Annotated in this window: 21 protein-coding genes; 10 read left to right on the top strand and 11 right to left on the bottom strand. The window is 67.0% G+C overall.

Annotation, left to right across the window (positions count from 1 at the left end):
* Positions 1-101: 101 nt before the first annotated feature.
* Both ON40_RS33485 and ON40_RS33480 read left to right on the top strand, forming a co-directional pair.
* Complete coding sequence (locus ON40_RS33485) at positions 102-575, top strand: SdpI family protein (protein WP_306305405.1); 474 nt, start codon at positions 102-104, stop codon at positions 573-575.
* Positions 576-590: 15 nt separating this feature from the next.
* Positions 591-1,211, top strand: a complete 621-nt coding sequence (locus tag ON40_RS33480; protein WP_040829128.1) for an HAD family hydrolase — start codon at positions 591-593, stop codon at positions 1,209-1,211.
* Positions 1,212-1,259: 48 nt separating this feature from the next.
* Here the strand turns inward: ON40_RS33480 and ON40_RS33475 are convergent, their stop codons facing one another.
* The 3 genes from ON40_RS33475 to ON40_RS33465 form a co-directional block, all read right to left on the bottom strand.
* A complete protein-coding gene (locus ON40_RS33475) occupies positions 1,260-2,033 on the bottom strand; it encodes an ABC transporter permease (RefSeq protein ID WP_040829126.1) in 774 nt (257 codons plus the stop codon).
* Positions 2,030-2,980, bottom strand: a complete 951-nt coding sequence (locus ON40_RS33470) for a daunorubicin resistance protein DrrA family ABC transporter ATP-binding protein (protein WP_040829125.1) — start codon at positions 2,978-2,980, stop codon at positions 2,030-2,032. Before ON40_RS33470 ends, ON40_RS33475 begins: the two co-directional genes overlap by 4 nt.
* Before the next feature lie 122 nt (positions 2,981-3,102).
* Complete coding sequence (locus ON40_RS33465; protein WP_040829124.1) at positions 3,103-3,618, bottom strand: EXLDI protein; 516 nt, start codon at positions 3,616-3,618, stop codon at positions 3,103-3,105.
* Between the two features lie 151 nt (positions 3,619-3,769).
* Between ON40_RS33465 and ON40_RS33460 the strand changes: the two genes are divergently transcribed.
* The 5 genes from ON40_RS33460 (at position 3,770) to ON40_RS33440 (ending at position 8,859) form a co-directional block, all read left to right on the top strand.
* Positions 3,770-5,464, top strand: coding sequence for a thiamine pyrophosphate-binding protein (locus tag ON40_RS33460; RefSeq protein ID WP_040829350.1), 1,695 nt, complete (start codon positions 3,770-3,772; stop codon positions 5,462-5,464).
* Entirely contained in the window at positions 5,461-6,120 is a 660-nt protein-coding gene (locus ON40_RS33455; RefSeq protein ID WP_040829123.1) for a DUF8713 domain-containing protein, read from the top strand. Before ON40_RS33460 ends, ON40_RS33455 begins: the two co-directional genes overlap by 4 nt.
* Before the next feature lie 8 nt (positions 6,121-6,128).
* Positions 6,129-7,163: a 3-oxoacyl-ACP synthase III family protein gene (locus ON40_RS33450; RefSeq protein ID WP_040829122.1), complete on the top strand. Its 1,035-nt coding sequence runs from the start codon at positions 6,129-6,131 to the stop codon at positions 7,161-7,163.
* Between the two features lie 208 nt (positions 7,164-7,371).
* A complete protein-coding gene (locus tag ON40_RS33445) occupies positions 7,372-8,382 on the top strand; it encodes an aminotransferase class I/II-fold pyridoxal phosphate-dependent enzyme (RefSeq protein WP_373282014.1) in 1,011 nt (336 codons plus the stop codon).
* Positions 8,383-8,448: 66 nt separating this feature from the next.
* Positions 8,449-8,859, top strand: a complete 411-nt coding sequence (locus ON40_RS33440; protein ID WP_245568095.1) for a DUF1772 domain-containing protein — start codon at positions 8,449-8,451, stop codon at positions 8,857-8,859.
* Positions 8,860-8,869: 10 nt separating this feature from the next.
* On the opposite strand, the gene ON40_RS33435 is transcribed toward ON40_RS33440, so the two are convergent.
* The 3 genes from ON40_RS33435 to ON40_RS33425 form a co-directional block, all read right to left on the bottom strand.
* Positions 8,870-9,616, bottom strand: coding sequence for an anti-sigma factor family protein (locus tag ON40_RS33435; RefSeq protein ID WP_051193918.1), 747 nt, complete (start codon positions 9,614-9,616; stop codon positions 8,870-8,872).
* Complete coding sequence (locus ON40_RS33430) at positions 9,613-10,200, bottom strand: sigma-70 family RNA polymerase sigma factor (RefSeq protein WP_083896098.1); 588 nt, start codon at positions 10,198-10,200, stop codon at positions 9,613-9,615. Before ON40_RS33430 ends, ON40_RS33435 begins: the two co-directional genes overlap by 4 nt.
* A gap of 66 nt (positions 10,201-10,266) precedes the next feature.
* Positions 10,267-10,881 (bottom strand): YqgE/AlgH family protein, encoded by a 615-nt coding sequence (locus ON40_RS33425; protein ID WP_040829345.1) that lies wholly within the window; start codon positions 10,879-10,881, stop codon positions 10,267-10,269.
* 361 nt (positions 10,882-11,242) lie between these two features.
* On the opposite strand from ON40_RS33425, the gene ON40_RS33420 reads away from it, so the two are divergent.
* A complete protein-coding gene (locus ON40_RS33420; protein ID WP_040829120.1) occupies positions 11,243-12,004 on the top strand; it encodes a lysophospholipid acyltransferase family protein in 762 nt (253 codons plus the stop codon).
* 7 nt (positions 12,005-12,011) lie between these two features.
* Here ON40_RS33420 and ON40_RS33415 read toward each other — a convergent pair whose 3' ends face one another.
* Positions 12,012-12,329: a GNAT family N-acetyltransferase gene (locus tag ON40_RS33415; protein ID WP_040829118.1), complete on the bottom strand. Its 318-nt coding sequence runs from the start codon at positions 12,327-12,329 to the stop codon at positions 12,012-12,014.
* A 194-nt stretch (positions 12,330-12,523) separates the two neighbouring features.
* Between ON40_RS33415 and ON40_RS33410 the strand changes: the two genes are divergently transcribed.
* Positions 12,524-13,645, top strand: coding sequence for a glycerate kinase (locus ON40_RS33410; RefSeq protein WP_040829344.1), 1,122 nt, complete (start codon positions 12,524-12,526; stop codon positions 13,643-13,645).
* A 22-nt stretch (positions 13,646-13,667) separates the two neighbouring features.
* On the opposite strand, the gene aroQ is transcribed toward ON40_RS33410, so the two are convergent.
* Together aroQ and abmR are read right to left on the bottom strand one after the other, a co-directional pair.
* The gene (gene aroQ / locus ON40_RS33405; protein ID WP_040829116.1) at positions 13,668-14,099 is read right to left on the bottom strand and encodes a type II 3-dehydroquinate dehydratase; all 432 of its coding nucleotides are present in this window, start codon (positions 14,097-14,099) and stop codon (positions 13,668-13,670) included.
* 58 nt (positions 14,100-14,157) lie between these two features.
* Positions 14,158-14,781 carry an ATP-binding transcription factor AbmR gene (gene abmR, locus ON40_RS33400; protein WP_040829114.1) on the bottom strand — a complete coding sequence of 208 codons (624 nt, stop codon included), beginning with the start codon at positions 14,779-14,781 and terminating at the stop codon, positions 14,158-14,160.
* 359 nt (positions 14,782-15,140) lie between these two features.
* On the opposite strand from abmR, the gene ON40_RS33395 reads away from it, so the two are divergent.
* On the top strand, positions 15,141-16,742 hold the full coding sequence (locus ON40_RS33395; RefSeq protein ID WP_245568094.1) for an NTF2-like N-terminal transpeptidase domain-containing protein: 1,602 nt from the start codon (positions 15,141-15,143) through the stop codon (positions 16,740-16,742).
* 3 nt (positions 16,743-16,745) lie between these two features.
* Here the strand turns inward: ON40_RS33395 and ON40_RS33390 are convergent, their stop codons facing one another.
* Together ON40_RS33390 and ON40_RS33385 are read right to left on the bottom strand one after the other, a co-directional pair.
* On the bottom strand, positions 16,746-17,126 hold the full coding sequence (locus ON40_RS33390; protein WP_040829113.1) for a DUF3054 domain-containing protein: 381 nt from the start codon (positions 17,124-17,126) through the stop codon (positions 16,746-16,748).
* A gap of 27 nt (positions 17,127-17,153) precedes the next feature.
* Positions 17,154-18,320, bottom strand: a complete 1,167-nt coding sequence (locus ON40_RS33385; RefSeq protein WP_051193916.1) for a lysylphosphatidylglycerol synthase transmembrane domain-containing protein — start codon at positions 18,318-18,320, stop codon at positions 17,154-17,156.
* Positions 18,321-18,322 lie beyond the last annotated feature (2 nt).

The raw sequence follows: 18,322 nt of genomic DNA, 5'->3' as shown, positions 1-18,322 counted from the left end.
CTTCTACTAATCGAGCTCCCCGGATTCAACGTTGCTCATCAGCGTAAAGCGTGCGCACGTCAGCGCCCAAAAAGGGCCCTGGGAAACCTGGGGAAGGGTACATGGTCCGCATCACATCGGGTGGGTCGAGCCTGGTTCGAATCCGGTACGCGAGTACCGTCGTCGGGGTGTTCGTGGTGGCGTTGATCCTGTTCGTGCTGGCGGCGGTGGCCGTCGTCACCGGGGTACTCGGGCTGACCGGCTCTCTGCCCCCCAATCGATACTTCGGCGTGCACACCGAGGAGGCCGTGCGCACCGAGCAGTCGTACCGGCTCGCCAACAAGGTGGCCGCACCCACGTCGATCGGCGCGGGACTGCTGCTGATCGCGGGCGGTGTGGTCGCGCTGGTGGCCGGGCCGATCGCCGGAATCGCCGCCGCCGTGGTCGCCGCGGTGATCGCGCTGTTCACTCTCGGCGCCGGAGTGAACGCCGCCGGACAGGCCATCGCCCGGCTGGCCCCCGTTGCCGAGGTCGGCAGCTGCGGTAATGCCTGCGGCGCGTGCACGCTGCGTGATGCCTGCCAGCCCGCGAACTGAGCGCCCGGCCTCGATATGAGTTCCCCCGCGCTGACGGTCGGCTTCGACCTGGATATGACGTTGATCGATTCCCGGCCGGGGATCGGTGCCTGCTATCGGGCGCTGTCGGCGCGTACGGGCGTGGCGATCGACTGCGATCTGGTCGTCACCCGGCTGGGTCCGCCGCTCGAGGAGGAGATCGCGAACTGGTTCCCGGCCGACGACGTCGCGACGGTCGCCGAGCTGTATCGCTCGATGTATCCCGAGCACGCCATCGCCGGGACGGTGATGATGCCGGGTGCGCGCCGGGCGGTCGAGGCCGTGCAAGCCGCCGGTGGACGTGCGGTCGTGGTCACCGCGAAGTACGAGCCGAATGCGAAACTGCATCTGCGGCATCTGGGCATTCCCGCCGACGCGGTCGTCGGGAATCTGTGGGCCGAGCGCAAGGCCGAGGCGTTGCGCGAATACGGGGCGGATATCTACGTCGGCGATCACACCGGTGACGTGCGGGGTGCGCGAACCGCGGACGCGTTGTCGGTCGCGGTGGCCACCGGTCCGTGCAGCGCCGAGGAACTGCGCGAAGCGGGTGCGGATGTGGTGCTGGGCGACCTCACCGAATTCGATGGCTGGCTCGCCGCACACCTTTCGGGGCGGTAGCGCTGACCCCAGGCTCCGGGATCCTGCCTGGGGGTTCGGCGAACGTAATCAGCTGGTCTTGCGTCGGAACAGTGCCCGCGACCAGAGGTAGCCGATCACGATGAAACCTGCGCACCACGCGACCGCGATGATGCCGTTGTTCCCGATCGGCGTGCCCATCAGCAGACCGCGGATGGTTTCGGTCAGCGGAGTGAACGGCTGATACTCCGCGAACTGCCGCACTCCGGCGGGCATGGTGCCGGTCGGGACCAGACCGCTGCCCAGGAACGGCAGGAACAGGATCGGCATCGGGGTGTTGCTCGCACTCTCCGGATTCGACGCGGCCAGGCCGAAACCCACACCGAGCCAGGACAATCCGAAGATCGTCAGCGCGATCAGGCCGAATGCGAGCACCCATTCCAGCACGGTGGCGTGCGAGCGGAAGCCCATCGCCACACCCACGCCGACCATCAGCCCCACACCCAGCAGACCCTGGATCAGGGTGCCGACGACCTGCCCGGTCAGGATCGAGGAGTGATCGATCGGCATGGTCCGGAACCGGGCGACGATGCCCTCGGCCATATCCGAGGCCACCGAAACCGCAATGCCCGCAACGAGATACGCCGGAATCATCAGCATCATGCCCGGCACGATGTAGTCGATGTACTTCGCGCCGCCGGTGGCCTGGCCCAGCGCGCCGCCGAAGACGTAGTTGAACAGCAGTAGCAGGATCACCGGCATCAGGATCACGCCGATCGTCATGCCCGGATATCGCTTGGCGTGCACCAGGTTCCGGCGCAGCATGGTGGTCGAGTCGGCCAGTGGGTAGGTCAGGGTGCTCATCGCGCGGTTTCCTTTTCGGGAGTGGATTGTCCGGTGAGGGAGAGGAATACGTCGTCCAGGTCGGGGGTGTGCACCGCCAGACCCTCGGGTTCGATACCGGCCTGGTCGAGCCGATCCAGCACGGTGCGAAGGGATTTCACCGATCCGTCGCTGGGCACCGCGAGCGTCAGCTCGTCGGCGACGCCGCCCAGTAGGTCGGCCGCGGCGCTTAGTTCGGCTCGGTCGGTGAAGCTCAGGCGGATGTGCCCGCCCGGCACCAGGCGCTTGAGCTGGTCCGGGGTGCCTTCGGCGACGATGCGGCCGTGGTCCAGGACCGCGATCCGATGCGCGAGATCGTCTGCCTCGTCCAGATATTGGGTGGTCAGGAAGATCGTGACGCCGCCGGCGACGAGTTCGCGGATGATGTCCCACATGGCGCGGCGGCTGCGCGGATCCAGGCCCGTGGTCGGCTCGTCCAGGAAGATGATGCGCGGTCCGCCGACCAGGGTCATGGCCAGATCCAGCCGGCGGGTCATCCCGCCGGAGTAGCCCGAGGCGGTCTTGTCCGCGGCGTCCACCAGATCGAACTGTTCGAGCAGTCGCTGTGCGATGCGCCGGTTCTCGGTGCGCGGCAGGTGGTACAGATCGCCCATCATCAGCAGGTTCTCCCGGCCGGTGAGCAGTTCGTCGACCGCGGAGAACTGCCCGGTGACGCCGATGGTCGAGCGCACCCGGCCCGGATCGGCGGCGAGGTCGTGGCCGCCGACCCGCGCCTCGCCGGCATCGGCGCGGATCAGGGTGGACAGGATCTGCACGGTGGTGGTCTTGCCCGCACCGTTGGGGCCGAGCAGGGAGAAGATCGTGCCCTGCGGCACGGTCAGGTCGATTCCGTCGAGCACGATCTGCTCGCCATAGGATTTGCGCAGGCCGGAGACCGAAATGGCCGGTGTGCGAGAGCTGTCGCTCATGGTTTCCTCTCATCTACTAATAGGCATGAATGCATGCGTTGAGTGAGCCGTGTCCGCTTCGGTGCGCGGACAAGGGGGTGTGTTGTGTAGTTGTGCGGGGCGGGGTCACCGCCCCGGCGGCGTCAGATGTCGAGATCCTCGATGTGCGGACGGTCGGCGATACCGGCCACGCGGTCGTAGATCGGATCGGGGATCTTTCCCCGGAGTTCCTCGACCGAGTCGAAGATGCCCATCGCGAATTCGCCCCAGTCCGGATCGTTGACGCCCAGCATGCGTCGCCAGTTCGTCAGATCCTTGATCCAGTTGGTCTCGGTGGGGTACTCGTCCCACTTGGAGTTCTGGGTGTGCAGGACGAATTTGCCCTTGCGGCTGCGGTAGATTCGGATGCGCTCGAAGGCGTCGTCGGTGTATTCGTGGGCCTCGGTGAGCAGCGCGCCGGAGAAACGCACCTGGCGCACGCCGTTGTGGCCGACGCGCAGCACGATCTCCTCGAAGCCTGCCTGACGCCCTTCCTCGAGTTCGATGAACCGGCGCAGCGCCGTCACGATCGCGCCCGACAGATTGCCGCCGACCAGCTCTTGCGCGCGCTGGAACAGGGGTAGGTCGTCGTCGGAGACGTAAACGGTCTTGTTGGGCATGACTCCACTATACGTAGACGTATACATACACACAAGCTCCTGCTCGGGAATGCGTTTCGAACGCGGATGAACCACCCGCCCTCCTGCTTCGTAGTTCGGGGTGAGCGCGGCCGATCGTGGCCCGCTCGGCACACGGCAGGAAGGAGCGCCGATGTCTGCGACGGCGGTGGGGTATCTGGTGCGGGCCATCGAGTCTCTGGGCGTGCGACATGTCTTCGGTGTCGACGGAGCCAATATCGAGGATCTCTACGATGCGATCTTCTCCTCGTCCGGCGCGGTGACCGGGGTGGTGGCCAAGCACGAGTTCTCCGCGGCGACCATGGCGGACGGATATGCCAGGGTCACCGCCGGTCTGGGCGTCGTGGCGGCCACCTCCGGCGGCGGGGCGATGAATCTCGTTGCGGGGCTGGCGGAGTCGTTCACCTCACGGGTTCCGGTGCTGGCGTTGGTCGGGCAGCCGCCGACCGATCAGGAAGGGCACGGAGCCTTTCAGGATTCCAGCGGCAAGGCCGGAACGATCGATGCCGCCATGCTTTTCGATCAGGTATCGCGCTACTGCGCTCGGGTGGAGTCGGTGCAGACTCTGCCCGCGCATCTGGCGCGAGCGGTCGAGGCCGCGCGCGGTGGTGGGCCCGCGGTGTTGTTGCTGCCCAAGGATGTTCAGCGCGCACCGATGGGATCCGTTGCGCCCTTCCGGCCGCGTCCGGTGGTGCGGGTCCGGGACGAGACCGGGTTGCGGAACGTGCGCGAGGCGCTGCGGAACGCACGGGATACCGGCAAGATCACCGTGATCGCGGGAGATCAGGTCGCTCGGGACGACGCCCGCGAAGGGTTGCGACGGCTGGTCGCGGCGCTGGAGGCCGCCATCGGCGTGGCGCCGGACGCGAAGGACGTATTTCCCTGGGACGAACCCGGATTCTGCGGAGTGGCAGGAACAATGGGGCATCCCGAACTGCTGGACGCCGTGCGCGGCAGTGCGCTGTGCCTGTTGGTCGGTACCCGGCTCCCGATGACCGCGCGTGCCGGACTGGCCGAGGCGCTGTCCGGGACCGTGGTGGCCGCGGTGGGTGCGGAGCGGCCGTACCTGGATGCGATCTATGCCACCAGCACCGATCTGGATGTCGAACTCGCCGAGCTGGCAGCGGATTTCGAGAGTTCCGCGTCATCACCGGAGGGAGTGGTTGCCGCACCGCCGCGGACGCCGCCCGCCGAGCGGTCGATATCGTCGTTGACCGCGTTGTCGGTGCCCGAGGCCACCGGTCCCGGGTTGCGCTATCGCGACATGGTCGAAACCCTCGGTGCCGCACTCGAACCCGGGACCGATGTCTTCGCCGATGCCGGCAACACCGGAGCCTCCGTGGTGCACCACTTGCGGGTGCCCCGCGACGGACGATTCGTCGTCGCGCTGGGCATGGGCGGGATGGGCTACGCGTTCGGGGCCGCCATCGGCTGCGCCTTCGCCCGCGACCGGCGCACCGTCGTCGTCGCCGGGGACGGTGCGTTCTTCATGCACGGCATGGAGATTCACACCGCGATCGAATACCGGCTGCCGGTGACCTTCGTGGTGTTCAACAACAACGCGCACGCCATGTGCGTCACGCGCGAACAGCTGTACTACGGAGATCGCTACAGCTTCAACAGATTCCGTCCCTCGAATTTGGGTGCGGGTGTGGCGGCGATGTTTCCCGGACTGCCCGCATTCGCGCCGACCAGCACCGAGGAACTCACCGATGCGTTGCGCATCTGCCTGAGAACCCCTGGACCGTCCTTCCTTTCGATCGACTGTGATCCCGACGAGATACCCCCGTTCAGTCCGTTCCTGTCCGTACCGAGGAGGCATTCGTGACCACCAGCGCCCTGCCCGCACTCAGCGATATCCCGGATCGCGAGATTCCGGGGATACTCCGGATCGAGAATTCCGATCGCGAGGAGACCACGCCGATCATCATGGACATGCTCCGGTCGGTCTATCCGCACGACCAGATCTTCGGGCAGTTCTGCCCGGTCCAGGCGTATATCGACGCGCCGCCGCGCGAGGTGTTCGACTATCTGGCCGACACTCGCTGCCTGGAGGAATGGACCTACAGCCTGCGTGGATTCACCGAAACCGACGAGCCCGGTCTATGGCTGGCCTACGACCGGCTGGGCCCGGAGACGCAGATCTACACCCGCACCGTCGCCCATCCCGACGCGATGACCGTCGACTATCACTGCGCGTGGGATCAGGGCAGACATCTGTGGATGATCTATCTGATGCGCGTGGTCGACGCGCAGATGGTGTTCGACAAGCCGGGTTCGGTTGTGCTGTGGACGAATTGCCACCACCCGTTCTACGACGAGAATCCCTATCCCGACACCGCGCCGCCGAAACGGCCGGTGTGGGTGGGTGATTTCTGGGAGATGTTCTCCGCCGGGCACCAGCTCGAACTCGACAATCTCAAGGCGATCTGCGAATACCGTGCCGCGCATGGACTTCCGATCAAACCCGACTGGATGAAATGAGGCCCCCGATGGAATCGACCGATCCCGGCCTCGCGCCGGTCAGCTTGATCGATGTGGCGAGTTACCTGCCCGGCGAGCCGGTGAGCACGGAGTATTTCACTCCGTACATGCGCTCGGCGCGGATGGCGAAGAACGTGATGTTCCGTTCCCCGGCGACGCGGCATCACGTCGATCGCGAGGAGACCTCGATCGACATGGTCGCCAGGGCCGTCGAACCGCTCGTGGAACGTCATGGGGCGCGGGCGATCTCCGAGGTGGACGTACTGCTGACGCACACCCAGCTGCCGTACAACCCGATCGTCGGTTGCGGTCCGGAGGTGGCGCGGCGCCTGGGCATGCGGCCCTCGACGGTGCTGGACATCCAGAACAGCGGCTGCGCGGCCTTCGTGTACATGATGCAGCTGGCGCGAATGATCCTGCGTACCACCGACGCTCGCTCCGCGCTCATCGCCACCATCCAGAATTCGGCCGGACCCGTGTTCACCCAGCCCGATATCCGCAAACTCGCCCAGGCACCGGTGCCCGGTGACGGCTGTGGCGTCGGGCTGCTGGTCAAGAGCGATGACGCGCCGATCCTGGACGTCGAGACGCGCACCTATCCGGAGTTCGCCGGGGATATGGATTTCAACACCGGCTCCGAGCGCAAATGGTGGGAACCCGGCGAGGGGCAGCCGTGCGTGAGCTTCACCGAATCCAAGATCACCAAGGTTTTCGCGCGCGGTAATCGCCTCGTCCCCGAGGTCGCGCTCGCGGTCTGCGACCACATCGGTGTGAAGGGGCGCGATATCGACACCTTCGTCACCAACCAGCCCAATCGCCTGTTCCTGCGCAACTGGCACGACGCTCTGGAACTACCTGCCGAACGTCATCCGGACACCTTCGACCGCTGCGGAAACCTGTTCGCCGCAGGCATTCCCGTAACTCTCGACATCGAGAACCAGGCCGGTCGCGTGCGCAACGGATCGATCGTCCTGATGTCCGCCTTCGCACACGCCGGTGATTTCGCCGGGGCGGCGGCGGTGCGCTGGGGTGCGGCGAGATGAGTACCGGGACTGTTCGCCGAGGAGCGGTGTGATGAGTATTCGGTCTGCCGAGGATGAGTCGCGACCGTTCGTGCTGAAGGGCGGCGGCACGGAGCGGTCGATGCGGCGCAGAGTTCGGTCTGTTCAGGGCGTGCGGAGCAGGGAGAACGGTGCGCGGCGGTTCGATCTGACGTTGAGTGAGAATCCGTTCCCGCCGTTGCCTTCGGTCATGGAAGCGATGAATTCGGCTCTGGCGCATGCAAATCGGTATCCGGAGTTCTTGCCCGAGCGGTTGCCCCGGTTGATCGCGGATCGAGTGGGGGCCGATGCCGATCAAGTGGTGGTGGGTGCCGGGGCGACGGGGGTGGCGTTGCAGATCATGCAGACGCTGGCCGGGCCCGGACGGGAGATGGTGTTCGCCTCGCCGACCTTCGACGGTTATCCGATCATGGCGGCGATGGCGGGGCTGGAATCTGTTGCGGTGCCGCTGGATTCGTCGGGGCGGCAGGATCTGTGGGGGATGGCGCGGGCGATCGGTGAGCGCACGGCGCTGGTGGCGGTGTGTCGTCCGCACAATCCGACCGGAACCGTGGCGGCGGCCAGTGAGTTGAAAGCGTTCCTTTTCGGTGTGCCACGGCATATTCCGGTGATCCTGGACGAGGCGTATGCGGAATTCCTGAGCGCCGAGGAGGCGTTGGATCCGCTCGAGCTCCTCGCGCGATACCCGAATCTGCTGATACTGCGGACGTTCTCCAAGGCGTACGGGCTGGCCGGACTCCGGATCGGTTACGCGTTCGGGCATCGAGACCTGGTGCGCCGGGTGCGTCGGCTGCAGGTGCCGTTCGGGATGCCGGAGACCGCGACCGCCGCGGTGGCGGCGTCCTACGCCGCGGCGACCGAGTTGAACGAGCGGGTCCTGCGGATCACCGTCCAGCGCGAGATGTTGCGAACAACTCTGCGGCGCAGCGGTATCCGCATTCCACGCAGCCGGGGGAACTTCCTCTACCTGCCCGGACCGGGCATGGTCGAGACACTGGCCCGCGCGGGGATCGCGGCGAAGGGGTATCCGGACGGCAGCGCGCGTATCGCCGTCGGCGATGTGGCCGCGGATCGGGCGGTGGAGCGCGCCCTGTGCGGTCCGGCGCTGGTCCGGGTCGAGCGGGCGGCGGCCGAGGAGTCCGGGGTGTGGTCGACCACCGCCCCGGCCGATCCGGTGCGAGCAGGCAATTTGCGAACCTAGCATCTCGGCACAACAGCCCAGGTCCTGGCCACGATCGCGGTACTCGGCAATGGCGTCGTCTACGGTGTGGACGTCTTCGCCGGGATGATCATGCGATCGGTCTACCGAGAACTCGACGACAAGACCATGACCCTCAGTGCGGGCTGGGGCCACTATTTCGCCGACCGCCGAATGCCCTTCGCCGGCGCCACCGGAATGATCGCCACCGTGCTCACCCTGGTGTGCGCGGCCACAGCGGGATGCGTGGGCGGCGCGATCGCCGCCGCGACAGCCCTTGTGGCACTGCTGATCTGGGGCGGCATCCAGCTGCGCATCGCCAAACCGATCAACACCGCGCAGACCGCTGCCGCACGCACCGGCGTCATCCCGGACAACGCTCGCGCACTGCAGGACTCGTGGGACGCGGTCGCCGGATATCGAATCGCCTTGCAAGCCGTCGTGATCGTGGCCCTGTGCACCGCCATTGCGCTGCTGTGAGCGGTTCACCTCACAGTGAACTGGCGAGCATGACCTGATTGGTGATCGCGTCGCGGATCTGCACCGCACGAATCTGATCCGGCGGGACGGCGGTGGTGCCGTCGGGGGTGAGGGTCTGGCCCGGGTGGGCCGTCCACTGCGCCACCATCGCCTCGGTGCCGTCGGTGTGGACCACCCACAGCGCGCCGTGCCAGTTGTACTCGGTCTCCGAAGGTGTATAGCTGCAAGTCATTTCGATACGCGTCCCACCGGGCACCTCGACGAGCTTGTAACTCGCGGTGACCGGTGCGGGCAACACCGGAGCCAACTGCCGTTCGGAGACGATCTGCTCGGTCGGCGGGGCTTCGGTGCGATGCTCGAACGCAGCGGTGATCGGGACCGCGATCGCCACCGCCGCGGCCGCTGCCCCCACCGCCGCGCCGATCGTCAGCCAGCGTTCCCGGCCGTGACTGCGGGCCATCGGAAGCGGATCCTCGGACTTCGGTTCCGGCGGTACCACAACGACATTCGGTGTCGACGGCGAATCGGTCAGCGCCAGTGCAACTTCGGGCTCGACCTGACCGAGAAGTCCGGGCAGACCCGATAATTCGGCCACGGCCTCCCGGCACGAAGCACACTCGTCCAGATGCGCCTCGTAACGCAGACGTTCGGCGCGGCTGAGGGATCCCAGGACGTACGGCGCATCCCACATCACGTAGTCGTCGCCCCCATCCGGGACCACCGCCTCGTTCTCCCCGATCCGGGGGACGTCCGTCACTTCGTCACCCCCATCTCCTGTAATGCCGAACGCAACGCGCGCATCCCATAGTGCATACGGGATTTCACGGTGCCTTCGGGAATCGACAGTTCCATCGCGATCTGCTGAGTCGACAGGCCACGGTAATACGCCCGGACGATCACCTCGCGGTGATCGGAACTCAACCTGGCCAGCGCGTCGGTGATCAACCAGCTGTCCAGCGTCCGCTCCGCCTGATCGGGACTGGCCTGCTCGGGCGGATTGTCCGTACGGAACTCGTGCCTGTGCCGGGCGCTGCGATACTCGTCCACCGACATGTTGCGGGCGACGGTGAACAACCAGGCCCGTGCCGACGCAGTCGACTGGTCCAGCACATTCGGTCGCTGCCACGCCCGCAACAGCGTCTCCTGGACGATGTCCTCGGCCCGGCCGGAATCGCCGACCAGACTGTAGGTGTACCGCCACAAGGGCTGCGCATGCTGGTCGTACAGCGCCCGGAGCTGCTTCGCCTGCACCTGCGACGCGCCGTCCGGGATCGGCGGCGCAACGCCTCGGAAAGGCTGGGTGGTCGCGCCGTCACTGGTCGCCCGCGGTGAGCTCGCCATCGGCTCACCAACTCAGGCGCCGCGGTGGGGGCGCGGATGTCGTGGCCACACTAGCTATATACGCAGTCAATTGCGTTCTAGTTCGATCGGATGCGTCGCTAATAGCGACAACGGTAGCGGCTGGCGGCGCAGCACCTGCGCCCACAGGTCACCGGGCTGCGCGATCGGATCCGACGGCAGCGCCGAGAGCACGATCCAATCGCCGCGCTCGAGCTCCCCCTCCAACTGCCCGAACGTCCAACCGGCGTACCCGGCGAAAATCCGGATACCCTCCACCAGCGGCGCGATGATGTCCGGATCCGAATCCAGATCCAGCAGCGCCACCCGCCCGTCCACTCGGCGCAGGCCATCGATGCGATCGATGGCGGTACCGACCCTGACGGTTGTCAAACAGAGTGCGGCGTCGCGTTTGACCGGACCACCGACATACAGCGTGCGCGGCGAGGCCGCCAGATCCGCCCAATGCGGCAGCACATCCTGCACAGCGGTATCGCTCGGGCGATTCAACACGACGCCCAGACTGCCCGCGTCGTTGTGCTCCACGATGTACACGACGGTCCGCCGGAACGACGGCTCGACCAGGTCGGTCGCCGAAACCAGCAGCGTCCCGGGCCGCACCGCCTGATCCTCGTGCCGGGATTCCCGTCGAGAGCGGTCGCCGTGTTCCTCTGCGCGTGCCACCCAGCCATCATCGCACCGCTTCACCCCTCGCGCTGTATTAATGGCCTCCGCTTCGCTGCGGCGGGCCGCGGCCCCCGAAGGGCCGATTCTTCCCTCCGTCCGCTCCCCCGCTTCGCTCCTCCGCTCCGGTCAGTCCAGAATCGACCCGGGCCACGGTCTCGAGGTTGGCGTGTTTCGGGGTTGGCGGAACTCGGGTGACTTTCGATGTTCTGTCGCTTGTTCGGTCGGTCCTGGGGTCGTTTCGTTGTGTTCTGCTCTGGTCAGTGACCGTGGCAGGTGCAAGGGTGGGGCCGGGCCGATTCGAGTGGAATCGGTGCTGTGGGGCCTGGGCCCCGGTGTAGCGAAGCGGAGGCGCGAAGGTATGGAACGGCCTGAGGTCGTGCTCGAGAACAGTGATGGCGTGTACGACTTCTACCGGGAGCATCGGCAGAATCGGTTGCAGGCCTGGGGCGCCTACGCGGTGCTGGCGCGGCGGTACCGGCCGCGGATCGGGTATGCGGCGGGGGCGCGGGAGGCGTTGCGGCGGTTGATATCCGATCGGCGGCCGTTGCTGATCGTGATCAATCATCTGTCGCAGCAGGATCCGTACACGGTGGCCGCGGCCGCTTGGCGCAGTGGGTTGCGGCCGGTGATCGGGCGGACGCGGGTGCTGGCCAAGGACGAACTGTTCGTCGAGGACGATCTGCGGCGGCGGATCGACATGATGGGCGGAATTCCGGTCTTTCGCGGAAAGGACCACGGCCTGCGGGCGGTGAACGCGGCCGGGCAGCTGATGATCGACATCTGTGCCGAGCGGATGGCCCGCGGAGACGGCATCGCGATATTTCCGGAGGGCACCTGCAACGAGGTCGATCCCACGCAGGTGCAGGCCGTCGGCAGCGGCGTCGGGCACATCGCGTTCCGGGCGGCGAAACTCGGTGCGCGCCCGGCCCTGGTCAGCCTCGGGCTCAGCTACGGCCCGCGCGCCGACCCCACGGTGGAACCGACCAAGCAGGAGGCGATTTCGGCCAGCTTCCACTTCGGGGTTCCGGTGCCCGAACTGCCCGCCCGCCCGGCCGAGGTCGCGCGACTGGTCCGCACCGAACTCCAGCAGGCCCTGGATGGTGCGGTAGCGGCCTACTGACCCGCGCTCACTGCGGCAATTCGAACCGCCCTCGCGCCCACGCGGGGACCAACGCCAGATATTCCGGCTCGGACTCCACGATGTGCCGAACCATCGGGCACAGCGGCAGCACACCGAACCCCTGCTGCCGCGTATTGTCCAACGCGGCGTCCACGAGCAGGCGCGCATACCCCTTTCCCGAATAGTGCGAGAAGACCTCCGTATGTACGAAGGCCCGCTCCGAGGCGGTGTCCTGATATTCCGCGATACCCGCGAGATTCCCGTCGACGAACAATTCGAACCGATCCTCGACGGAGTTGTCGCGGACTTCCGGGCCGGATGTCATCGGCCGAGCCTAGAACAGCGGACCACCAGCGTCGCAATGTACGGCTGATTTCCCCGGAATCGATTCGCGTTGCGCACGGTATGCCGGGTTGGCCGCGGGTGTGTGCGGTGCGGTGGTTGCCCTGTGCACGTGATCGATCGCGGCGTATCCGGTCACGCCGCGCGGTCGGGTGGGGCGTGTCGCAGAATGACGGGATGAGGGAGCCGGAGTGGCGGCGGGTCGTGGTGGCGCCGGACAAATTCAAAGGATCCGCGACTGCCCCGGAGGTGGCCGCGGCGGTGGCGGCCGGGATTCGGCGGGTGTCGCCGGGGATCGAGATCGCGCAGGTCCCGGTGGCCGATGGCGGGGACGGAACGGTCGACGCGTTCCTGGCCGCGGGATGGGAACGGGTCGAGGCTCGGGCGGCGGGAGCCGGTGGGGAACCGGGAGTGAGTGCCTATGCCGTGCGGGGGCGGACGGCGGTGATCGAACTCGCTTCGGTCGTGGGACCGGCGACATTGCCGGGTGGGCGGCCGGACCCGCTGCATGCGAGCACCTACGGACTGGGGCAGGTGATCGCGCATGCGCTGGATCGAGGTGTGCGGGAAATCGTGCTCGGTGTCGGCGGCAGTGCGTCCACCGATGGCGGGGCGGGCATGCTGACCGCGCTGGGTATGCGGATATTCGACGACCGTGGTGACGAAATACCCAGGGGTGGCACGGCATTGGCGCATGCGGTTCGCGTCGATCGGACCGGGATGCATCCGGCGCTCGCCACCACCGCGCTGACCCTGGCCAGCGATGTGGACAACCCGCTGCTCGGACCACACGGCGCGGCAGCGATTTTCGCGCCGCAGAAGGGCGCGAGCCCCGAGGAGTGCGCGATACTCGAAACGGCCCTGGCGAATTGGGCGAAGCTGATCGATCCGCGGCAGGCCGAACGTCCCGGCGCGGGCGCCGCGGGCGGCACCGGATTCGCGGCCATGGCGGTGCTCGGAGCCGTCGAACGTCCCGGTATCGAGGTGATCCTCGAACTGATCGACTTCCCCCGCCTGCTCGACCGGGCGAGCCTGGTGATCACCGGGGAGGGTTCACTCGACGAACAAACGCTGCACGGCAAGGGGCCGATCGGCGTCGCCACGGCCGCCCGCGCGGCCGGAGTTCCGGTCATCGCCGTCGCCGGGCGCTGCCTGCTCGCCGATGATCGCTTGCGCGCGGCCGGATTCGACGCCTGCTACACCCTCGCCGACCTCGAACCCGACCCCGCCCGGTCGATGACCCACGCGACGGATCTGCTCGAACGCATCGGTGAACGCATCGCCCTCGACCACCGCTGACGCGGATCCGGTCGCCCGAAGATCAACGGGTGCAGAGGAATTCGATCGCCGCCGCATACCCCTGAACACCCATGCCGGCGATCACCGCCGTGGCGATGGGGGAGATGTACGAATGGTGCCGGAAGTCCTCGCGTGCATGCACATTCGAGATGTGCACCTCGACGATCGGCACCTCCGGAATGACCAGCGCGTCACGCAACACGACCGAGGTGTGCGTGAGCCCGCCCGGATTGATCACGATGGCCGATTCCACGCCGCGCGCGGCGTGAATCCGATCGATCAGCGCGCCCTCGGAATTCGACTGGAACGCGCTGATCTCACGATCGAATCGCTTCGCGGTCCGGTGGCACAGCTCGACCACGTCGTCGAGGGTGTCCGAGCCGTAGATCTCGGGCTGACGAGTACCCAACATGTTCAGATTCGGCCCATTGAGCACAAGGATCGGAGCTGGCATGAGGTAATTTTGGCCTACGCTCCGCCGCGGCGGGGCCGCGGCCCCACCGCGGGCATTCCTACAGGCCCTTGGGGCCCTCGGCGCGCAGGGTGTCCACCTTGCTCATCGCCTCGCGCAACTCGCCGAGCCATTCCTCGGCGTGTTTACCGGCCAGTTTGACCGTCCAGGCCAGTGCGTCCGAACGGGAACGGGCCACACCGGCGTCGACCAATGTGTCCAGCACCTTGCGTTCGGGCTGGCGCAGCCGCGTCATCACCGGAACGGCCTGGTGGGTGAACAGGATCCGCTCGTCGCCGAGCAGCACACCCCAGGAAACCGTGCGCCCGAAGCGGCCCTGCGCCTCCTGTGCGATCCGCATGCGCGCCGGGCGGGTCGACTCGCGGAAGCGCGCGACCTGGCCTTCCTGGGTGGCGCGCGGAATCTTCGTGGTGGGCTGATCGGCCTCCGCCTCCGCCTCCGCCTCGGCCTCGGGGGCGTCGGCGGGGCCCTCGGGGGCGGTGGGCCGCAGCGTGCCGATCACCACGATCTCGTCGCGGTCGATCTCGATGATCGGTGCGCCACTGAACCATTCAGTTGGCAATCGTCCAGCGAACCAGTCCGGCGCATCGGCGGCGTCGGGTAGATCGGCCTGCTGCCAGCCGCCCGGACGGCCGAAGCCGTGCCCGCGTTGTCCATGTCTCATGAGCCTCGAACCTCACTAGAATCGTCTGCTCTGTAATCGTGATTACAAGATTACGCCGATTATTGTCCGCACAATTCCGCTGTCGGAGAACGGCCTTTGAGCAGACCAGGAAGCGAACACGAGAGGGAATCCGTAGGCGGTGCGGCGGATGTCGGTGAGCGGGCATTAGTGTGGTCGCTGAGCATGGAGAATGCGGACGGTGTCAAGGCGGCCATCGCGAACGAATCTGTCGGGTACGGTTGTTCTCGTTGCTGGAGTGACAAGAGTGAAGAGTGGGCGATATGGATGTGTGGGGATCCCGCCGCATTCGCGTAAGGGGCGCAGCGGCACTCGCAGGGGCGGCTGTCCTGGCGATCACGATGGGAGCATGCGGGTTCCAGAGCAATCCGACTGATCCCGAGTCCATCGTCAATCGTTTCACCAGCCTGCTGGACGACAAGAACGCCGCGGACGCCGCGGATCTCACCTCGTACCCCAGTGGTGCGCAGGCAACGTTGAAGCAACTGTTCAGCGGGCTCGATACCGGCAAGCCCGATTACAAGGTCGTGCAGTACATCGGGCTGGACGACACGTCGGCCATGTTCAACCTGAAGGCGGACTGGAACTTCGGGCCCGGTAAGGACTGGAACTTCGAACTGCAGGGCAGCGTCCGCAAATTGGCGGTCGGCTGGCGCATCTCCTGGGATCCGACCCTGGTGATCCCGCAGCTGGACAACACTCGCACCGTCAAACTCGTGCGCACCGACGCCACGCCCACCCCCAAGGTGAACGACAACGTCGGCGCACCGTTGATGTCCGAACAGAACATCAACACCATCAAGATCGATCCGACCAAGACGACCGATCCGGTCGCCACCACCAACGCCCTCGCCGACGCCATCTCACCGGTTGCACCGCTGATCACCGGCGGGGATCTGATGCAGCAGTTGCAGGCCGCGCAGGGCAAGCCGATCACCGCGGTCTCGTTGCGGGACGACGATTTCGCGATCCTGGAACCGCGGATGGCCGCGATTCCGGGCGTGGTCATGGACAAGCAGCCGAAACTGGTCGTCGCCGACCGCCGCATCTGGTCGCCGCTGACCGATGCCTACACCAAGGTCCTGCAGGCCAACAAGGATGAGCACCGCGGCTGGGGCGTCCAGCTGTTCGGACCCGACGGGGCGATGGTCACCCAGCTCGCCGGACATCAGGGCCCACCCGGCCCGGACATCGCGGCCACCATGGATCAGAAGTTGCAGCGCGCCGCCGAGGATGCGGTGGTCAGCGTCGGCACCGCCGCCTCGATCGTGGCGATCCAGCCCTCCACCGGCGCGGTCGTCGCCGCCGCGCAGAACTATCAGGCCAGTGCACAGGGCTCACCCGCGTTCACCACCGCCTATCCGTCCGGCAGCAATATGGACCTGTTCGAGGCCGCCGCGGGAATCATGAAGAACAAGTCCCCGCAGGACGTTTCGGTGCAGGACGCCGCGCAGGCCGCGGCGGATCTGGGCGTCGGCATCGGGTTCAAGGTGCCCGGACTGGACGAGACCAGCGGCCGGCTGCCCATCGCCGGCCGCGGCTTCGAGCAGGTCAAGGAGGGCGGTTCGGATCCCGTCCTGGCCAGCACGTTCGGGATGGCGATCGCGGCGGCCAGTATCGTGCGCGGATCAGTGGCGCCGCCGATGATCGAGATCGGCCGTCCCAGCACGACCGACGCCCAGCTCTCGGCGCTGCCCGGCCCGGTACTCGACAAATTGCGTGCCATGCTGCGTGATTCGGCCGCGGACGGCCCGGATCTGGCGAGCCTGCGCGCCTACCAGGGCGTCAACGCGTTCGCGGCGACCGCGGGCACCAGCGGCTGGCTGATCGGCAATATGGGCGATCTGGCCTTCGCCATCCACATCGACGACATCGACAGCGGAAATGCGACCGCGCGAATGGCTGCTCTGCTGCTGAAATCCTTCGCCACACCCGACAAGTGACGCTCAGCTCAGCGCCTTCCAGGCCGCCCGCCAGCCGAGCAGGAACAACGCCAGCACCGCCGCGGCCACCAGCACGAAACTGAACGCGATGCCCTGACCGCTGATCACCCGCAGCACCATGCCGATGATCAACGTCGACAGCCACAGCGTCACCCCGGCGGGCCACAGCACCCGGGCGTCGAATCGGGCCAGGACGTCGTCGAATCGGCCGCGCGCGCCGAGCAGCGGAGCCAGCGCCCAGCCCAGCAGCAGTCCGATCCCGAACGGCCACAGCGTGCGGAACAGTCCGGCGCTGATGGCGCCCTCGTGGTGGCTGCGTCGGCCGATCAGACAGAACACGATCACCAACACCACGTCGATGAGGAACGGCGCCAATTTCTTCACGCGGTCAGCGTAATCGCCGCATACCGCTCACCCGGTCGGCGGTTGCTCCTCGTCGTCGGTGTCGGCGCCCGCGGGCGCCCGGTTGTCCCCGCGCGATCGTTGATCGGTCAGCAGGGAACGTTCCTCGAATTCCTTCTCGTATTCCGCATCCCCGGCCTGTCGCCCGCGGAACAGGAAGGCGAACACGATCCAGCCGATGACCGCCACCAGGATGAAGCTGACCAGCCGATACACCCCCGCCGCCGCGACCGCCTGCGCCGTCGGCAGACCCGCGATGGCGGTCAGCGCGTAGATCAGCATGGCGTCGACGTAGACGATCCCGCCGGGCGCGAACGGGATGCTGCCCACCGCTTTACCCATGCTGAACACGATCATCAGCGCGGCCACCCGCGGCTGCGCGCCGACCGCGTAACAGGCCGCGCCCAGACAGGCCACGTCACCGAGCCGGTGCATCAGCGCCCAGACGATGACCAGCGCGCCGTCGCGCCGGCCCAGTTCGACCGATTCGAGCTGATGCAGGATCTCCTCGATCCGGTCCATCCCCGCCTCGGGCGGATGATGGCGAATCCGGTTGATCAGCCGCAGGATTCGGCGCAGCAGCGCCCGCAGCGAACCCGGATTGCCGGACGCGTAGTTGCCCGCGACCACGATCAGGACCAGCGCGCCGAGGGACAGCACCACCTTCCACGGCCCGACCCGGTCACCGACCAGCGCCGCACCGCCCAATCCGAGCAGCACCATGCCCGCCGCCCCGATGACGCCGGAGAACACCAGCTGCCAGGAGGCCACGATCGGGCTCGCACCCCAGCGCCGGGTCTGGCGGTAGGTGAAGGCCGTGGAGAACATCGGGCCCGCGGGGAGCGTCACCGACATCGCGGTCGCGCCGTAGACCACCGACAGCGATCGCCGCTGGCTCACCTGCACCCCGCCCGCATTCATCAGCTGCTTCTGGATGCGGGCGAATCCGCTCATCGAGATCGCCTGCATGAGCACGCAGACCGCGGCCCAGCCCCAGTGCAGTTCGGTGAGGTTCTCCCAGGATTCGTGCAGGCGCGGATAGATGTAGATGCCCTCGGCGACCAGCAGGGCCGAGACCGCGACACCGAGCAGCCATTTCACCCACCAGAATCGGCCGCGGGGGGCCCGTGCCGGGACCGGCACGGGTTCACCGGCAGGTTCGCGATGGGCCGTCACAA

The organism is Nocardia jiangxiensis NBRC 101359, assembly GCF_000308615.1.
In the GTDB taxonomy this organism is placed as follows: Bacteria; Actinomycetota; Actinomycetes; order Mycobacteriales; family Mycobacteriaceae; genus Nocardia; species Nocardia jiangxiensis.
This window is presented reverse-complemented; position numbering and strand designations above follow the sequence as displayed.

Bases quoted from the DNA above. Each gene is read 5' to 3' on its own strand.
- abmR (WP_040829114.1), bottom strand. From the start codon at position 14,781: ATGAGACATGGACAACGCGGGCACGGCTTCGGCCGTCCGGGCGGCTGG.
- ON40_RS33480 (WP_040829128.1), top strand. From the start codon at position 591: ATGAGTTCCCCCGCGCTGACGGTCGGCTTCGACCTGGATATGACGTTG.
- ON40_RS33420 (WP_040829120.1), top strand. From the start codon at position 11,243: ATGGAACGGCCTGAGGTCGTGCTCGAGAACAGTGATGGCGTGTACGAC.
- ON40_RS33450 (WP_040829122.1), top strand. From the start codon at position 6,129: ATGGAATCGACCGATCCCGGCCTCGCGCCGGTCAGCTTGATCGATGTG.
- ON40_RS33395 (WP_245568094.1), top strand. From the start codon at position 15,141: ATGGGAGCATGCGGGTTCCAGAGCAATCCGACTGATCCCGAGTCCATC.
- ON40_RS33430 (WP_083896098.1), bottom strand. From the start codon at position 10,200: ATGGCGAGCTCACCGCGGGCGACCAGTGACGGCGCGACCACCCAGCCT.
- ON40_RS33485 (WP_306305405.1), top strand. From the start codon at position 102: ATGGTCCGCATCACATCGGGTGGGTCGAGCCTGGTTCGAATCCGGTAC.
- ON40_RS33470 (WP_040829125.1), bottom strand. From the start codon at position 2,980: ATGAGCGACAGCTCTCGCACACCGGCCATTTCGGTCTCCGGCCTGCGC.
- aroQ (WP_040829116.1), bottom strand. From the start codon at position 14,099: ATGCCAGCTCCGATCCTTGTGCTCAATGGGCCGAATCTGAACATGTTG.
- ON40_RS33475 (WP_040829126.1), bottom strand. From the start codon at position 2,033: ATGAGCACCCTGACCTACCCACTGGCCGACTCGACCACCATGCTGCGC.
- ON40_RS33415 (WP_040829118.1), bottom strand. From the start codon at position 12,329: ATGACATCCGGCCCGGAAGTCCGCGACAACTCCGTCGAGGATCGGTTC.
- ON40_RS33445 (WP_373282014.1), top strand. From the start codon at position 7,372: ATGGAAGCGATGAATTCGGCTCTGGCGCATGCAAATCGGTATCCGGAG.
- ON40_RS33410 (WP_040829344.1), top strand. From the start codon at position 12,524: ATGAGGGAGCCGGAGTGGCGGCGGGTCGTGGTGGCGCCGGACAAATTC.
- ON40_RS33465 (WP_040829124.1), bottom strand. From the start codon at position 3,618: ATGCCCAACAAGACCGTTTACGTCTCCGACGACGACCTACCCCTGTTC.
- ON40_RS33460 (WP_040829350.1), top strand. From the start codon at position 3,770: ATGTCTGCGACGGCGGTGGGGTATCTGGTGCGGGCCATCGAGTCTCTG.